Source organism: Actinomadura nitritigenes, from assembly GCF_017573545.1.
GTDB classification, from domain to species: domain Bacteria; phylum Actinomycetota; class Actinomycetes; order Streptosporangiales; family Streptosporangiaceae; genus Spirillospora; species Spirillospora nitritigenes.
Genome location: NZ_JAGEOK010000005.1, coordinates 90,677 through 104,953, shown reverse-complemented (window position 1 = coordinate 104,953; position 14,277 = coordinate 90,677). Strand labels below are relative to the sequence as shown.

Genomic DNA, 14,277 nt, shown 5'->3' with positions numbered 1-14,277 from the left:
GCCGGACGCGGGTCGGCGCCACCAGAACGAGATCCGTTCATCGGCGATCGCGCGACCCCTCGCCGGAATCGCGGCGGGGCGCCCGGCAAGCCGCCGGCGATGGCGTGGGGGCCTGATCGCCCTCCCCCCGGTCGAGTCCGCTTGACTTCAAGTGGACTTGAAGCCGCAGGATCCCGCACATGGACCAGAAACAGACGGCAGGCCGCACCAGCGGCGAGACCGATGCGCTCATCGCCCTGCTCGACATCGGCGACTCCATCCCCGGGGCGAGCGAACTGCGCGCGCGTTCCTACGAGTTGCTCGGCATCGCGCCGGACGCGGCGGTGGTCGACGTCGGATGCGGGTCCGGCCGCGCGGTCGCCGAGATGGCCGAGCGGGGCGCGCGGGCCGTCGGCGTCGATCTCGACGAGCGGATGGTCGCCGTGGCAGGCGAGCGCTGGCCCGCCGCGGACTTCCGCGTGGCGAACGCCTACGAGCTGCCCTTCGCCGACGGCGAGCTCCACGGCTACCGGGCCGAGAAGATGTACCACGTCCTGGACGACCCCGCCCGCGCGATCGGCGAGGCGAGGCGCGTGCTCGCCCCCGGCGGGCGCCTCGTGCTGATCGGGCAGGACTGGGACACCTTCGTCATCGACGCCGACGACGAGGCGCTCACCCGCACCATCGTGCACGCGCGCCGACCGGGTCCGCACGCCCCGCGTCGTCCGCCGCAGCCGCAACCTCCTCCTCGACGCGGGCTTCGCCGACGCCGCCGTCGAGGTCCACACCAGGGTCTTCACCGACGCGACGATGGTGCCCGCCCTGGCCGACCTCGCCGAGGGGGCGCGCTCGGCCGGGGCGATCAGCGACGCGCAGGCCGAAGCCTGGGTCGCCGAGCAGCGTGAACGGGGCCGCCGCGGCCGCCTGTTCTTCGCCCTCCCCCTCTTCGTCACCACCGCCACCCGCCAGTGACCCCGCAGCGCGGCAGCGGTCCCCTGCACCGGGGACCGCTGCCGGGGGAGGTCGTCAGCGGGCGGTGGCTTGGCCGTTCGCTACGGTCAGTGCGGCTTGGACCCCCGTGGCGCAGTGCGGGTTGTCCGGATGGGCGGGCTTCGGGGTGAGGCGGAGTTCCTGGTCCAGGAACGCGCGGTGGTGGCGGTCGCGCAGGGTGAGCGTGACCTGGACGGGCGATGCGGGCAGATCCGTGATGGCGGCGAATCCGTGCCGGCCGCCGTCGGGCGAGGCGGACGCGCCGCAGGCGGAGTCGGGCCCGTCACCGTCGCAACCCAGCGGGACGCTCGTCGAGGACGGATGCAAGGCGACGTGCCTGGTGCGGCACGTCCCGCCCCAGCAGGCCCGTATCGACGCGGACGAGACACGGGAGGCGTCCGGAGCGGCGATGTCGATGCTGATGCCCGTCGGAGAGTAGACCAGGGCGCACGGCCGCGCGCCGTTCTCGGAGCCGCAGGCGGCGAGGGCGAGCAGCACGGCGCCGAGCGCCGCGGTTCGGAAGGGCGTTGCCCTGGCGGGTGCGTGCTCGAATCGGCTGACCATCCACCATGATCAGCACATGACGCCCCGCCCGCCACCCCGCGCCGTCGCCGAGCCGCCGGGCACGCGGGGCCGGAACGGCGCGGCGCGCGGGTGCGATGTTTGCCGGATCCGCCGGCGGGGAGCGCAGCACAAGAGGCCGATGCGGACGATCAGGAAGGGGCGCGGCATGGCCTGCTTGATGCGAGGAGCGCTGCGGGGCGCCGCCGCGGGCGCGGCGGGCACGACCGCGCTCAACGGCGTCACCTATCTGGACATGGCCCTGCGCGGACGCCCGGGAAGCGACACGCCCGAGGAGACGGTGCGCGCGCTGTCGGAGAAGACCGGCATCCCGGTGCCGGGCGAGGGCGACGAGCAGGACAACCGCGTCTCCGGCCTCGGCCCGCTGACCGGGCTGGTGGCCGGCATCGGCACCGGAGCGCTGCTGGGGATGGTCACCGCCGCCGGCTGGCGGCCGGGCCGGGCCGCGACCGCCGCGCTGGCCACCGCCACGGCCATGCTCGGCAGCAGCGGCCCGATGACCGCGCTGGGCATCACCGATCCGCGCACCTGGCCGGTGTCGTCCTGGATCAGCGACCTGGTCCCGCACGCCGCCTACGGCGCGGTCACCGCCGCGGTCCTGTACGGCCTCGAACACTGACGCGCACCGGAGCGGGCACGCCGCTCGGGCCGGAACCGGGAGGGGCCCCCGCCATGCGACCGACCGCGATCAGTGAGGAGCCGGGGCTGACGGTCGGCGTCGAGGAGGAGTTCCTGCTCACCGACCCTGTGAGCGGCGAGACGACGGCCCGCGCCGACGCCGTGCTCGCGCGCACACGGAGCCTGCCTATGCCCTCCGGCGCGCAGTTCCACCTCGAACTCCTCGGTACGCAGGTCGAGGCGGCGTCCGCGGTGTGCACGGATCTGCCGACGCTGGGGCGGCGGCTCGCGGCCGCCCGCAGCGAGCTCGCCGCGTCCGCGCGGCGGGAGGGCGCGCTGCTGATCTCCTCGGGGACGGCGCCCTTGCCCGGCCCCCTGCCGCCGGCCTCGGAGGGGGAGCGGTTCGCCCGGATCCGCGACCTGTACGCGGGCGTGGTGCGCGACTACGAGGTGTCCGGCTGCCACGTGCACGTCGGCGTCGCCGATCGGGACACCGCGGTCGCCGTCGTCAACCACCTGCGCCCCTGGCTCCCGACCCTGCTGGCCGTGTCGGCGAACTCGCCGCACGCGGGTGGCGCCGACACCGGCTATGCGAGCTGGCGGATGCTCCAGCAGGCCCGGTTCCCGGGGGCCGGGCTGCCGCCCTGGTTCCCGTCCGCCGAGGACCACGACCGGGAGACGGCCCGGCTCGCCGAATGTGGGGTGGTCGTGGACCCCGCCATGTCGTTCTGGCTGGCGCGGCCCTCCCCGCACCTGCCGACGGTCGAGGTCCGCGCGGCCGACGCCGTGCCGACCGCCGAGGAGGCGCTGCTGCAGGCCGCCCTCACCCGGGGGCTGGTGCGGACCGCGCTGGCGGAGCTGGCGGCGGGGCGGACCGCGTCCCGGGTGCCGAACGACCAGGTCGGGGCGGCCGCCGTCTGGGCGGCGGCCCGCTACGGGCTGGCGGGCGACGGCGTCGATCCGGTCGGGGAGCGGCGCGTCCCGGCCGCACGGCTGGCCGCCGCGCTCCTCGACCACGTGGCGCCCGCCCTGGAGGAGACCGGCGACCTCGACCGGACGCGGACGCTGCTCGGACGCGTCCTGCGCGAGGGGACGGGCGCCGACCACCAGCGCCGGGCGGCGGCCGGAGGCATGCGCGCGGTGGTCGAGGCGCTCGCCCGCAGGACGTCTCCGCACCCCACCTCCGCGAACGGGGACGAAGTGGACGCCGACGGCCGAATGGATGGGATCGGAGCGGGTACCGCAGGCCCATCGCCCGAGACGCTCCGGTGAGCAGCCGGGAAGGCACGAGGAGGGTCATGACGACCGTTGCGACGAGCCCGTCCCGGATCGGCGCGCGGCCGCCGCTGCCCGCGGCGCGCGGTGCGCTGTCGGAGGCGGTGCTGGCCGCGCTCTCCCGCCTGGAGCCCGCGGAGCCGGCACCGATGCTGGACGCCGCCCGCGCCGCGGCCCGCCGGGACGCCCCCGATCCCTTCGGCGAGGACCTGCACCTGGCCCTGTACGTCTGCTACGAGCTGCACTACCGCGGTTTCGGCGGGGTCGACGACGGCTGGGAGTGGGCGCCCGCGCTGCTCGCCCTCCGCGGTGAGCTCGAGTGCCGCTTCCTGGAGGGCCTCCGCGCGGAGACCGGCTCCGGTGACGACGTGGAGGGCGCCCTCGCCGAGGTGCTCGCCGAGCCGGCCGACGCGTACGGCGTCTCGCACCACCTGCGGGACGAGGGGGAGTGGTGGCAGGTGCGCGAACACGCCGTGCACCGCTCCGCCTACCACCTCAAGGAGGCCGACCCCCACGCCTGGCTGATCCCCCGGCTGCGGGGCCGGGCGAAGGCGGCGCTGGTCGCGGTGGAGTTCGACGAGTTCGGCGGCGGCCGCGGCGAGGACATGCACTCCGCGCTGTTCGCCGACCTCATGGAGGACCTCGGCCTCGACCCGTCCTACGGCCGTTACCTGGACCTGGTCCCGGCGCGGATGCTCGCGATCGTCAACATGATGTCGCTGTTCGGCCTGCACCGCTCGCTGCGCGGCGCGATGGCCGGGCACTTCGCCGCCGCCGAGATCACCACGGCGCCCGCCGCGCGCCGGATGGCCGCCGCGCTGGAGCGCCTCGGCGCGGGCCCGCGCTGCGTGCGCTTCCACACCGAGCACATCGAGGCCGACGCCGTGCACGAGCAGGTGCTCCGGCACGACGTCCTCGGCGACCTGCTGGCCCGGGAGCCCGACCTCGCCGGTGACGTGGTGTTCGGCGTCCGCGCCACCGAGTTCCTGGAGGGCCGGTTCGGCGAGCACCTGCTGGCGTCGTGGCGCGCGGGCCGCACCTCGCTCCTCCAGGCGCTCCCCGCCGGCTCCGTCTGACCGGCTCCGTCTCGCCGCTCCTCAACGGCTCCGTCCGGCCCGAACAAGCCGGACGGAGCCGGACGGAGCCGGACGGAGCCGGACGGAGCCGGACGGCCTAGCTCGGCGCGGGGGGCCTGCGGCGGGGCTTGCGGCGGTGGCTGGTGTCGCAGAACGGGTAGCGGCGGCTCCGGCGGCACGCGCACAGCGCGACCATGAACCGGTCGGACGACACGGTCGTGCCGTCCGGCAGCTCGACCTCGACGGGGCCCTCCACCAGCACGGGCCCGTCCGGGTCCAGCCGGACCCGGCGGGGCGCGGGGCGGTCAGTTCCGGTCGGCACGGACCACCACCAGTTCCTCGGAGCGGCCGCCGGGCCGGGCCAGCCCCGCGGCCTCCAGCTCGGCGGCCCGCGCCCGCAGCACCGGGCCGTACGGCTGGGTGCGCCGTGCGGCGACCGACGCCGTCATTCCCTGGGCCCGCAGCGCGTCCAGCGTCGCCTGGACCCCGGAGACGGCCGACTGCACGATCAGCAGCGTGCCGCCGCGGCGGAGCTGGCGGGGCGCCCGCTCGCAGATCCGGTCGATCAGCGCCCGGCCGTCCGGGCCCCCGTTCCACCAGCGGGCCGCGCGCCCCGCCGTCGCGGACCCGCTCGGCACGTACGGCGGGTTCGTCACGATCATGTCGAACGCCTGGCCGGCCACCGGGCCGAACAGGTCGCCCCGCAGGACCCTGATCGGCAGCCGGTTCAACCGGGCGTTGGCCCGGGCGGCCAGCACGGCTCGCGTGGACACGTCCACCGCCGTCACCCGGCCCGCACCCGCCCTGGCGGCGGCGAGCGCGAGCGCGCCGGTCCCCGTGCACACGTCCAGGACGCGGGCCCCCTTCAACAGCGGAGCCTTCCGTAGAACCTCGACGAGCAGGAAGGTATCGCCTTGGGGAGCGTAGACCCCCGGCGGCCTCATGAGCCTCATCCCTCCCGGCTACCCCCCACCTGCCCGCCAAACATGGGGGGCGCGGGGAGCCGGTGAGGCGCCTGTTACGACCGGGGCTTGTCGCGGAGGCGCTCGACGGGGTGCGGGCCGTCGGTGACGACGCGGTACTCGTCGCCGAACTTGTCGCGGTGCTCGTCGATGACGCGCTCCTGCGGGGGCCGCTCGGCGTTGATCCTGTCCTGCATCCTCTCGAACCGCTCGTGCATGTCCTGGACGTAGCCGGTGCCGAGGGTCGTGCAGTCGATCTGGGTGCCGAGCAGGTGCCGGACGAGCTGCTTGTTGGGCTCGAAGGTGACCGGTTCGGGCAGCGCGGAAGCCAGGACGCTCTCGGGGTCGCGGCCGTCGTGGCGGCGCATCATGTCGCAGGCGATCCGCAGGTGCTCCAGCTCCATGTTCAGGTGCAGCTCCCAGATGCCCTTGACGCGCGGGTCGGTCTCGGTCTGCATGAACGAGTAGTACAGGTAGCACTCGTGGTACTCGTGGTTCACGAGGCGCTCCCACCAGGACTCGCCCGGGTCGACCAGCGACTCGTAGTGGGTGACGTGCTCCTCCTCCACGAGCCCGATCTCCTGGTAGAGCTGGCGGGCGATCGGCTCCATGTACATGGGGCCGACGTTCATGTAGAAGTTCATCGTCTGCTGCTCGGCCGACATGATCGTCAGGGCGTGGAGCTTGGACAGCGGCGCGGCGGTGGCCTTGTCGTAGGGCTCGCGGACGTTGTCCATCGGGTCGCGGTGCTGCAGGTAGCCGGGGCGGCCGGGCATGACCTCGGTGAGCTGGTCGACGATCTTCTCGGCCTTGCGGTGCTCGATGATCTCGTACAGGTTGGCGTACCGGTACAGGTGGTCGAAGTCCTCCAGCAGGCCGAACTCGTACGCCTGCTTGAGGTAGGGGTCGGGCTCCATGCGGGCGACCCAGCCGGTCAGGTCGACCGCGACCTGCTCGTAGCTGATGGTGGTCTCCAGGATCGACGCCTGGCCGGGCAGCAGCCAGTTGACGACCTTCTGCTGCTGCGCCTCGATGTAGCGGACGCGGGCGAGCTCCTGCTTGACCTCCGGGTCCGGGCACACGCGGGCGAAGTGGTGGCTGAACATGATCGCCTCCACCTCGATGCCGTTCATCGTGATGATGCGGCACTTGGTGTAGGGATCGGACTCGTCGGGGTCGATGGGGGCGACGTCCAGCTGCGCCCAGTTGCGCAGCTGGTCCTCCAGCGGGATACCGCGGTGTTCGAGCGGGTTGAAGGCCACCGGGGCTCACCCCTCCTTATGAGACCGGATCATGACGATGCTTGCTGCGCCTACCCGGGCGGGCCCGTTCTGCACGCGCGCCGGAATCCGATTGCGAGATCTTTGCCGACGGGCCGGCGGCGCGCCCCGGACCCGCCGCGCTTAACCCCGCCGCCCCCGGGTACGGGACGCCGCGTCGCTCACCGCCGGCTCCGGCCCGCGGTGCACATCCACACGAGGGAAGGGTTCATGCAGACCACACCGACCGACGCGCGGACCAGCGAGGACGTCGTCGACCTGCTGCGCGCCCAGCACGCCCGGATCCGCGACCTGTTCGACGAGGTGATGCACTCCGACGGGCGGGAGCGCGAGGACGCCTTCCGGCAACTGGTGCGGCTGCTGGCGATCCACGAGACCGCCGAGGAGGAGATCATCCACCCGGCCGCGCGGCGGCTGCCCGGCGGCGACGGCATCGTGGACGACCGGCTGGCGGAGGAGCGCGAGGCCAAGGAGCTGCTGTCGGAGCTGGACGGCATGGACATCGACGACCCGCGGTTCCTCAAGTCCGTCGACAAGCTCCGCATGGACGTGCTCACCCACGCCCGCGCCGAGGAGCGCTACGAGTTCGACCGGCTCCGCGACCAGTTCAACCCCACCCAGCTCAGGGGCTTCGCCGCCGCCGTCCGCGCCGCCCAGGCCATCGCGCCCACCCACCCGCACCCGGGGGTGGAGTCGGCGTCCAAGAACATGCTGGCCGGTCCCATGGCCGCGGTCGTCGACCGCGTCCGCGACATGATCCGCAACGCCCGCGACCACGGCTGACCGCCCGCGAGCCGTCCGCCGGCAGAGGAGGACAGATGGCAGACGTGTTCGAGGTGCTGGGACGCGACCACACCGAGGTCAAGCGGATGCTGGACGAGCTGGAGGCCGGGCCCACCGCGGCGACCGGCGCGAGCGAGAACGCGCTGGAGCGGCGCCGCACCCTGCTGCAGAAGCTCATCACCGCGGAGTCCATGCACGAGGCGGTCGAGGAGGAGTACTTCTGGCCCACCGTCCGCGAGCACGTCCCGGACGGGGACGCGCTCGCCGACCACGCCATCGTGCAGGAGCAGTCCGGCAAGCAGGAACTCGACGACCTCATCGCCGTGCATCCGCTGCAGGACCGGTTCGAGGGGCTGCTGTCGGACTTCATCGCCGGTGCTCGCGAGCACATCGACTTCGAGGAGGAGCAGGTGTGGCCGCGCCTGCGCGGGGTCATCACCGCGGAGCAGGCGACCGGGCTCGGCGGCAGGCTCCAGGCCGCCAAACGGCTCGCGCCGACGCGCCCGCACTCCAACACGCCTCCGAAGCCGGGGCTCCTGAAGGCGACCGCCCCGGTCGTCGGCGTGGCCGACCGGATGCTCGACAGGATGACCGGCCGCGATCGGGGCTGACCGGGCGTTCGGGGCCGGGCGTTCGGGCCGGGCGGCGCCGGCGGTGGAGACGGTGAGCGACGCCCCCGGATCCCATCGCTCACCGCCGTCTTCGCGGATCAGGCGCCCGCCGGCGTTCGCGTGCCGGTCGCCCGGGATCGGAGAAGGTCCGCCACGTCGGCGAGGCCCGTCTCGATCCGGCCGTAGACGCGGGGGTCGAGCAGCGTGACGCCGTCGAAGGCCCCCGAGGACGCGAAGACCGCCACCGGTACGGTCAGCGCCTGGAAGAAGGCGAAGAGCGGCCGCATGGCGTGCTCCAGGACGAGCGCGTGGTGGTCGCCTCCGCCGGTCGCCGCCAGCAGGACGGGCTTGTTGGCGAGCGCGTACTGGTCGACGAGATCGAAGAAGTGCTTGAACATGCCGGGATAGGAGCCCCGGTACACCGGCGCCGCCGCGATCAGGAGGTCGGCCCCTTCGGCGAGCCGGAGCGCGGCCTCCACCTCGGGCGTGACATCGTCGCGCTCGATGGCCCCGGTGAAGCCCGGCCCCAGGTGGTACACGTCGACCTGGGACGTCTCGATGGGGAGCATCCCCTTCAACGTGTCGAGGACGGCGGCGACGAGACCCATGGTCTTGGACCGCGCGTTCGGGCTGCCGTTGACGACCACGACGCGCAGCGCCGCGTCCGTGGTGTGCGCGTCCTGCCCTGCGCCGAGCATGCCGGTCATGCGGCTTCACCCTTCCCACCGTGCCCGGGCCGGCCGGAAGGACCGGCGGGCTCGCTCTCGCGGGCGGCGACCTCGCGGCGCACGACGGGCGCCACCTCCGTGCCGAGCCGCTCGATCGCTTCGAGGTGCTCCTTCTGCGGCATCCCGCCGAAGCCCATCTGGATGACGGCCCGGTTCAGGCCGTACAGCTCGTGGTAGGCGAGCAGCTTGTCGATGACCTCCTGCGGGCTGCCCACCAGCAGCCCGGCTCCGGGCGCCGCCTGCGCGTCGAACGCGGCCCGCGGCAGCAGGAGTCCCCGGCCCCGCTGATGGTTGTTCTCCATCATCCCCTTCGCGAAGTACGGGTACATCACGTCCCTCGCCTGCCGGCTGGTGCGCCCCACGTACCCGTGGGCGTTGATGCTGATCGGAAGGGCGCGGGCGTCGTGCCCCGCCTCCTCGGCGGCCGCGCGGTAGAACTCGACCGTCCGCTCGTGGTAGGTCAGCGGGCCCAGCAGCAGGGCCAGCGCCATCGGCAGGCCGAGCCTGCCGGTGCTGATAGCGGACGCCGTCGATCCGCCGACGCCCACCCAGATCGGGAGGGTGCCGCCGTCGGCGCGGGGCGCGATGTCGGCGTCGACGAGCGGGGCGCGGAAGCGCCCCTGCCAGGTGAGCGGGTTCCGCTCCCGGATCCGGAGCAGCAGGTCGAGCTTCTCGCGGAAGAGCTCTCCGTAGTCCCGCAGGTCGTGGCCGAACAGCGGGAAGGACTCGGTGTAGGAGCCGCGGCCCGCGATGATCTCGGCCCGGCCGTGCGACAGCAGGTCGATCGTCGCGAACTGCTCCCAGACCCGGACCGGGTCCTCCGAGCCGAGCACGGTGACCGCGCTCGTCAGCCGGATGCGCTCGGTCGCCTCCGCCGCGGCCGCGAGCAGGATCGCCGGCGCCGACCCGACGAAGTCGGAGCGGTGGTGCTCGCCGACGCCGAACACGTCGAGGCCCGCCTGGTCGGCGACCTTCGCCTGCTCGATCGTCTCGCGCACGCGCCGCCGGGGCGACGGCGTCCGCCCCGTGACGGGGTCCTCCGTGACCTCGCCGAAGGTCATGATCCCGATCTCGAACGTCATCGCCGTCCCCTCTCCTCCGGCGGGCCCGTCCCGCCACGCCCGGCATAAGTTATCTGCACAGGCAAATATTCCGCGGCGCGAAGCCGCGGCCGTACGGGAAGGGGACGCCGGGCGCCCGGCCGGTCGGAGGGGACTACTGCGGCTCGGCGGCGAGCCGGCTCCAGATGCGGGCGAGGTGACGGAGGTCCTCGTCGTCGAGCCGGTCGAGGAAGAGCCTGCGGAGGTCGCCGTACTGCTGCCGCCAGGCCTTGCGCAGCAGGGCGCGGCCCTCGTCCGTCAGGGTGACCTCGAAACCGCGGCCGTCGGCTGCCGAGCGGCGCCGCTCGATGAGCCCGCGCCGCTCCAGGCGGTCGGCGAGGCGGGTGAACCCGCCGGAGGACATCAGCCGGCGCTCGGCCAGCTCGGACATCCGCATGCCCTGCGGGCCGGCCTCGCCGACCAGCGCGAGCACGCTGTACTCGGACATGCTCACGTTCAGGGGCGCGAGCCCGTCCTGGATCGAACGCCAGATCCGGTCATGGGTGAGCAGGAAGCCCCGCCAGGCCTCGTCCTCCAGAGGGCGCAGCCTCTCAGTCGCCATGGCGGCACTGTACCGGCGTGCGGAAACGCGCGGCGGGGCCGGCCTCCGGCCACGTCGCGCCGGGGACGTGGCCGGAGGAGCCGGTCAGTAGTTGGGGTTGTTGGTCGTCGGGATCTGGATGCTGATCGGGTAGTCGGCCCCGGACAGCACGAGCAGGACGCCCTGCCGGATGATCTCGTCGAACACCCAGTAGAACTCCCGCAGCTCCTTGGGCGCCTTGGTGATGTCGAGGATGCCCTCGCGGACGGCGACGAACGGCGGCCAGAGGTTCTCGAACACCGGGTCCCACACCGGTTCCTTCGGGATCTTCAGCCAGGTCGCGATCTCGTCGCCGAGCACGTAGCGGGTGAGCGCGCCGAGGATGTGCTTGGTGAGGATGCCGCCGTCGATGAAGGCGGCGAGGTTCAGCAGGATGTCGGCGAGCTTGATGCCCTCGTCGGTGGGCGCCAGGATCGGGTCGAGCACCTGGGCGGCCTGGGAGTTCGCCTCGTCCCACGACTTCGGGATGTACTCGTCCTTGATGCCCAGCATGTGCGCGGCGAGCTGCCAGGAGTGCAGGAAGGCCGCGGACTCGTCGTCCGGGATCGCCACCTTCCACTTGGCGAACTGCTTCATGACCGTCGTGGGCAGGCTGTGCCAGGTGACCATCATGTCGGCCTGGCTGATCGGGATCTTCTCGTCGGCGACCTTGGTCCAGTACGGGGACTTGGGCAGCAGGTTGCGCACGCCCGCGTGGGCCAGCCGCGTCTTCACGCAGGTCACGATCATCTCGCCGTCGGGCTGGAAGGCCTTCTCGGTGCCGATGTCGTAGCCGAGCTTGGCGGTCTTGGTGATGCGGTCGCGCATGTCCGCGCCGCCCTTGGAGTAGTAGACCGCGCGCGCCTCGTGGGGGATGGCCGTGCTCATCATCCCGCTGGCGAACCCGTAGGTGACGCCGAGGTAGAGCCCGCGCTTCTGGTTGAACTCGAACGCCTTCGCGAGCTTGTCCTGGTCGGTCCACGAGGGCAGCCGGCGGGCACGTTCCACGAAGTCCCGCACGTCCGCCGGCAGCCCGCTCGGCAGCGCCTGGCCGTTCTTCGTCCACGTCTTGAGCAGATCGTTGACCTTGGGGACGTCGCCGCGTTCGAGCAGCGAGGCGACCAGGGGGTCGGCCTCCTCGTCCCACACCCACTTGGGGTCGGCGCCCTCGCCGCGGCCGACGACCGAGCCCTTGGGCGACCACGTCCACAGTGAGTTCGCTCGCGCGGGCGTCGCGACGGTCAGCGCGCCGAGCGCGCCGAGCGTTCCGCCGGCCATCAGCACGCTGCGCCTGCTGGGTTTCTCCATGCCTTCGCTCCTCCTCGGGGGCCAGACACCTTCCTGACACGCGGTGACGCATCGTCGCGGCCCGCCTCCGGCACGCGGGAAGCCGGCGGCCCGCCGCGGGGTCGTGCGAAGCGCGGTCCGGACGGCCGCCGCGGCAAGGGACACACCCTGGTTTCCGGTGAGCCACCCGGAACACTAGACCGTTATTGGCGTCCCGCCAATAGTTGTTGGCGAGATGGCTTCGAGATGGCCGGGGGATGGCCGCGGGGCGGGGCGGCCGGGGATCTATTGGCGCCCTGATGGTTACTATTGGCGCTCCGCCAATCAGTGCTCTACGGTGTCGGTGCCCGACGACGACCGAGGAGGTGATCAGCGTGGCCGTCGCCTACCTGCCCGCCCGCGTCCACGGGCTCCTCAGCGAGGTCGGCGAGCTGTTCGTCATCGTCCCTGGAGGGGCTGCGGCGCACCTGGGACGTGCGCCGCTGGTTCTGGGAGTTCGCCGAGCAGGCCTGGTTCCTGGCGCGCGTGACGAGCCTGCCGGTGATCCTGGTGTCGCTGCCGCTGGGCGCGACCGTGGCGCTGCAGGTGGGACAGCTGGCCGCCCAGCTCGGCGCCCAGTCGGCGACCGGCGGGGCGGTCGTCGTCGGGCTGGTGCGCGAGGTCGCGCCGATCGCCGCCGCGCTGATCATCGCGGGCGCGGGCGGATCGGCGATGACCGCCGACATGGGCGCCCGCCGCATCCGCGACGAGCCGGCGGCCATGGAGACCATGGCGGTCAACCCCGTGCACCGGCTGGTCACGCCGCGGCTGTGGGCGTCCAGCCTGATCTCGACGCTGCTGGCCTCGCTGGTCATCGTCTCGCGCGCCGCCGATCCGGCATCCGCCGATGAATGGAGGATCAGTGAAGACCGAGACCACCGAGGACATCCGCTCGCCCGCCGCGGCCGAAGAGAAGGACGCGGACCCCGCCGCGGCGCAGGAGACCGGGAAGGCGGTGAAGCTCGCCCGCAGCCACGGCAGATGGAAGGTCACCGACGTGACCTCCGTCGGCGCCGCGAACGAGAGCATGACCGACCCCGACGGGAAGCAGCAGAACACGCCCGCGCCGCCCCGACCGTCGCCCTCGACCGGCGGCTGACGGGACGGCCATGGGCACCTTCGGAACGAGCGAGATCCTCATCGTGCTGGCCGTGGTGCTGGTCCTGCTCGGATCGACACGGCTCCCGAACCTCGCGCGATCGATCGGCAGGTCGGCGCGCATCCTGCGGGACGAGACGCAGGGACTGCGGAGCGACGACCCCGCGCCCGAAGGCGCGCGGCTCGAACATCCAGGTCAGTCGACCACGACGGAGGCGAAATGAGCATTTACGAGTCGATCGGCGGCGAGGAGGCCCTGACGGCCGTGGTGGACGACCTCTACGACCGCATCCTCGCCGACGGCACGCTGAAGACCTTCTTCGCCGGCATGAACCTCGGCAAGCTGAAAGGCCGCCAGGTCGAGTTCTTCGCGCAGGCGCTCGGCGGCCCGGCCGTCTACCGGGGCGGGACGATGAAGGACGTCCACCGCGGCCTCGGGATCGACCGCCGCCACTTCGACCGGGTCGCCGAGCACCTGGTGGCCTCGCTCGCCGCGGCCGGCGTTCCGGAGGCGACCATCGCCGAGATCGCCGCCGTGGTGATGCCCCTGGCGGACGACATCGTGTCCGGCAGGCCCACGCTGAAGGTCGTCGCGCCGGAGTGAGCCCGTGGCCTGCACGCGTGCGGGGCGTGCGGACCACGGCCGGAGTCCGCATTGATGACGTGCTGGCCTCCTGCTTAGCTGGAGCCGTGATCGGTATGCGCGACTTCGACGAGGCCGATGCCCCCGCGCTGGTCTCCTGGGTCGACGGCCCGGCCGCCCTGGTGATGTGGTCGGGCCCCACCGGGTTCACCTGGCCGCTCGACCGGGAGCAGCTCGCCCGGTACTCGGCCAAGGCCGGGCCCGGGCTCAGGATCTGGACGTTCACCGACGAGGAGAACCTCGCCGAACCGGTCGCGCACGCGTCGCTGACCGTCGACCCGCAGGGCCGGACGGCCCGGCTCGGGCGCGTCCTGGTCCACCCCGGCCGGCGCGGCCGCGGCATCGGGGCCGCGCTGGTCGGGGCCGTCCAGCGGGTGGCGTTCGACGACATGGGCGTGCACAGGCTCGGCCTGGGGGTCTTCGCCCACAACAGCACGGCCGTCGCCCTCTACGAGCGGCTGGGTTTCGTCCGGGAGGGCGTGTCCCGGGAGGTCATCGAGGTGGACGGCGCCTGGTGGTCGTCCATCGAGATGTCGATGCTCGACCGCGAGTGGCACGGTTCCGGCGCGACCACACCGTCCGCCTGACGCCCCGGTCCGTTCCGCCGCGACTCCGGCTCCGTACCGGTGAGCGTCCGCCGCCCCGC

18 protein-coding genes and 1 pseudogene are annotated in these 14,277 nt (G+C 73.1%); 11 read left to right on the top strand and 8 right to left on the bottom strand.

The features are described from left to right. Window positions 1-179 precede the first annotated feature (179 nt). On the top strand, window positions 180-884 hold the full coding sequence (locus tag J4557_RS08635) for a methyltransferase domain-containing protein (protein ID WP_243775482.1): 705 nt from the start codon (window positions 180-182) through the stop codon (window positions 882-884). Window positions 885-1,005: 121 nt separating this feature from the next. Here J4557_RS08635 and J4557_RS08630 read toward each other — a convergent pair whose 3' ends face one another. Continuing rightward, window positions 1,006-1,533, bottom strand: a complete 528-nt coding sequence (locus J4557_RS08630; protein WP_208265917.1) for a hypothetical protein — start codon at window positions 1,531-1,533, stop codon at window positions 1,006-1,008. A 166-nt stretch (window positions 1,534-1,699) separates the two neighbouring features. Here J4557_RS08630 and J4557_RS08625 point away from each other — a divergent pair, with 166 nt between their 5' ends. From J4557_RS08625 to J4557_RS08615, 3 genes are read left to right on the top strand one after another with little or no spacing between them, the layout of a single operon-like run. Then, complete coding sequence (locus J4557_RS08625; protein ID WP_243775481.1) at window positions 1,700-2,170, top strand: hypothetical protein; 471 nt, start codon at window positions 1,700-1,702, stop codon at window positions 2,168-2,170. A 53-nt stretch (window positions 2,171-2,223) separates the two neighbouring features. After that, a complete protein-coding gene (locus J4557_RS08620; RefSeq protein WP_208265916.1) occupies window positions 2,224-3,441 on the top strand; it encodes a carboxylate-amine ligase in 1,218 nt (405 codons plus the stop codon). 26 nt (window positions 3,442-3,467) lie between these two features. Next, window positions 3,468-4,520 (top strand): iron-containing redox enzyme family protein, encoded by a 1,053-nt coding sequence (locus tag J4557_RS08615; RefSeq protein WP_208265915.1) that lies wholly within the window; start codon window positions 3,468-3,470, stop codon window positions 4,518-4,520. Between the two features lie 97 nt (window positions 4,521-4,617). Here J4557_RS08615 and J4557_RS08610 read toward each other — a convergent pair whose 3' ends face one another. The 3 genes from J4557_RS08610 to J4557_RS08600 form a co-directional block, all read right to left on the bottom strand. Beyond that, entirely contained in the window at window positions 4,618-4,842 is a 225-nt protein-coding gene (locus tag J4557_RS08610) for a CDGSH iron-sulfur domain-containing protein (protein ID WP_208265914.1), read from the bottom strand. Then, entirely contained in the window at window positions 4,826-5,464 is a 639-nt protein-coding gene (locus J4557_RS08605) for a HemK2/MTQ2 family protein methyltransferase (RefSeq protein WP_243775480.1), read from the bottom strand. Before J4557_RS08605 ends, J4557_RS08610 begins: the two co-directional genes overlap by 17 nt. 74 nt (window positions 5,465-5,538) lie before the next feature. Beyond that, on the bottom strand, window positions 5,539-6,744 hold the full coding sequence (locus J4557_RS08600) for a hypothetical protein (protein ID WP_208265912.1): 1,206 nt from the start codon (window positions 6,742-6,744) through the stop codon (window positions 5,539-5,541). A gap of 228 nt (window positions 6,745-6,972) precedes the next feature. Here J4557_RS08600 and J4557_RS08595 point away from each other — a divergent pair, with 228 nt between their 5' ends. Both J4557_RS08595 and J4557_RS08590 read left to right on the top strand, forming a co-directional pair. Further along, window positions 6,973-7,545, top strand: a complete 573-nt coding sequence (locus J4557_RS08595; protein WP_208265911.1) for a hemerythrin domain-containing protein — start codon at window positions 6,973-6,975, stop codon at window positions 7,543-7,545. A 35-nt stretch (window positions 7,546-7,580) separates the two neighbouring features. Then, a complete protein-coding gene (locus J4557_RS08590; protein ID WP_208265910.1) occupies window positions 7,581-8,156 on the top strand; it encodes a hemerythrin domain-containing protein in 576 nt (191 codons plus the stop codon). 98 nt (window positions 8,157-8,254) lie between these two features. Here the strand turns inward: J4557_RS08590 and J4557_RS08585 are convergent, their stop codons facing one another. From J4557_RS08585 to J4557_RS08570, 4 genes are all read right to left on the bottom strand, one after another. Beyond that, complete coding sequence (locus J4557_RS08585) at window positions 8,255-8,863, bottom strand: NAD(P)H-dependent oxidoreductase (RefSeq protein ID WP_208265909.1); 609 nt, start codon at window positions 8,861-8,863, stop codon at window positions 8,255-8,257. Next, window positions 8,860-9,966, bottom strand: coding sequence for an LLM class flavin-dependent oxidoreductase (locus J4557_RS08580; protein ID WP_208265908.1), 1,107 nt, complete (start codon window positions 9,964-9,966; stop codon window positions 8,860-8,862). Before J4557_RS08580 ends, J4557_RS08585 begins: the two co-directional genes overlap by 4 nt. 133 nt (window positions 9,967-10,099) lie before the next feature. After that, window positions 10,100-10,546 carry a MarR family winged helix-turn-helix transcriptional regulator gene (locus J4557_RS08575; RefSeq protein WP_208265907.1) on the bottom strand — a complete coding sequence of 149 codons (447 nt, stop codon included), beginning with the start codon at window positions 10,544-10,546 and terminating at the stop codon, window positions 10,100-10,102. An 84-nt stretch (window positions 10,547-10,630) separates the two neighbouring features. Further along, window positions 10,631-11,872, bottom strand: coding sequence for an oxygenase MpaB family protein (locus J4557_RS08570; protein ID WP_208265906.1), 1,242 nt, complete (start codon window positions 11,870-11,872; stop codon window positions 10,631-10,633). Window positions 11,873-12,325: 453 nt separating this feature from the next. On the opposite strand from J4557_RS08570, the pseudogene J4557_RS49395 reads away from it, so the two are divergent. From J4557_RS49395 to J4557_RS08545, 5 genes and pseudogenes are all read left to right on the top strand, one after another. Continuing rightward, a pseudogene (locus J4557_RS49395) lies at window positions 12,326-12,649 on the top strand (ABC transporter permease); the annotation flags it as partial. A gap of 103 nt (window positions 12,650-12,752) precedes the next feature. Then, on the top strand, window positions 12,753-12,989 hold the full coding sequence (locus tag J4557_RS08560; protein ID WP_208265905.1) for a hypothetical protein: 237 nt from the start codon (window positions 12,753-12,755) through the stop codon (window positions 12,987-12,989). 10 nt (window positions 12,990-12,999) lie between these two features. Next, window positions 13,000-13,212: a twin-arginine translocase TatA/TatE family subunit gene (locus J4557_RS08555; RefSeq protein ID WP_208265904.1), complete on the top strand. Its 213-nt coding sequence runs from the start codon at window positions 13,000-13,002 to the stop codon at window positions 13,210-13,212. Then, window positions 13,209-13,592: a group I truncated hemoglobin gene (locus J4557_RS08550; RefSeq protein WP_208265903.1), complete on the top strand. Its 384-nt coding sequence runs from the start codon at window positions 13,209-13,211 to the stop codon at window positions 13,590-13,592. The genes J4557_RS08555 and J4557_RS08550 overlap by 4 nt, the downstream gene beginning before the upstream one ends. 95 nt (window positions 13,593-13,687) lie before the next feature. Then, window positions 13,688-14,218 (top strand): GNAT family N-acetyltransferase, encoded by a 531-nt coding sequence (locus J4557_RS08545; RefSeq protein WP_208266170.1) that lies wholly within the window; start codon window positions 13,688-13,690, stop codon window positions 14,216-14,218. The last annotated feature ends 59 nt before the right edge of the window (window positions 14,219-14,277 follow it).